2 protein-coding genes are annotated in these 1,103 nt (G+C 78.8%); both read left to right on the top strand.

Features of this window, described 5'->3' with window-relative positions; genetic code table 11:
- The coding region (locus DVA66_RS20605) for a hypothetical protein (protein ID WP_157974227.1) at positions 1–530 on the top strand (530 nt) is incomplete at its 5' end.
- Positions 527–1,103, top strand: a 577-nt coding sequence (locus tag DVA66_RS20600; protein WP_157974226.1) for a hypothetical protein, incomplete at its 3' end; no start/stop codon positions are given. The genes DVA66_RS20605 and DVA66_RS20600, both read left to right, overlap by 4 nt.

The raw sequence follows: 1,103 nt of genomic DNA, 5'->3' as shown, positions 1-1,103 counted from the left end.
CGCGCGGTCTCGGCCTGGACGCCGTCGCCCGCCTCGACCACGTCGACCTGCTCCGCCGGCTCGCCACCGGGCCCTGCCCGCCCGACCTCGTCGGCCTCGCCCAGACCGTGCTGCTGGACGCCGTGCTGCGCGGGGCGGCGCTGCCGCCCGAGACCGAGCAGCTCGTCCGCGCCCACCCCGAGCTCACCGGCCCTGCCGGCAGGTGGCTGGCGCACCGCCCGCCGCACCGCCGCGAGGTCTACCGTGTGCTGCGCAGCGACCCGCGGACGCCTCCGCTGACCGGGAGCCCGGCCGGGCCGGAGACGCACGTCCACCAGCTGCACCGCGACGGCCAGCCGGCCCTGCGGTGGTGGGTGCTGGAGCAGCGGCTGGGCCGCGACCAGCTGCAGGCGGAGTACGAGACGGAGCACCGGCGGTCCCACGGACGGGCCCCGGAGGAGAGGGTGGTGGGCGCGGTGGTGCGCAGCTACGTGTCCCGGCAGGGGGTCGCCGACCTGCTGCGCCGCCGCCCGTGGGGAGAGCGCGGATGACGGTGACGACGCTCGGCGCCGAGCACCCCACCCAGGTGCTGGAGCGCCAGCAGCTGACGGTCGGCATGTACGCCGCGCAGCCGGCCGAGCTGCTGGTGCTGGGCGACCCCGCCCCCGAGGTGGGCCGCCAGGGCACCCAGGTCGTCGTCCCGCGGGCCGCCCTGAGCGGTGACCTGCGGGTGCACGTCCGCCCGCTCGGCAGCGAGGCCTTCGGCCCGGGCAGCCGGGTCAAGCTCACCCTGCGGGCCGGCGCCGCCGGCTCGGACGCCGTCAGCGTCTCGGCCGACCTGTCCGGGCGCACCGGCGCCGACCTGCTCGTGCTGCGCCCGCTGGCCCCGGACCACCTGCAGGTGACGCTGGTCCGCCAGCCCGACCCGCTGTCCGAGCTCGCCACCGCCACCCGGGCCGCCACCGGACGCGCCCTGGCCGCCGCGGGGCTGCGTCCGCTGCCGCAGCCGGTGCGGCTGCACCTGGACCGCAGCCCCTCGACCACCCCCTGGTGGACGAGCGGGGCGATGACCTCGGTGGTCGACGCCCTGGTGGGGGTGGCCGCCGCGGTCAGCGAGGCGGCAC

The sequence above is a fragment of the Desertihabitans aurantiacus genome (assembly GCF_003344635.1).
Taxonomy (GTDB): Bacteria; Actinomycetota; Actinomycetes; order Propionibacteriales; family Propionibacteriaceae; genus Desertihabitans; species Desertihabitans aurantiacus.
This window is presented reverse-complemented; position numbering and strand designations above follow the sequence as displayed.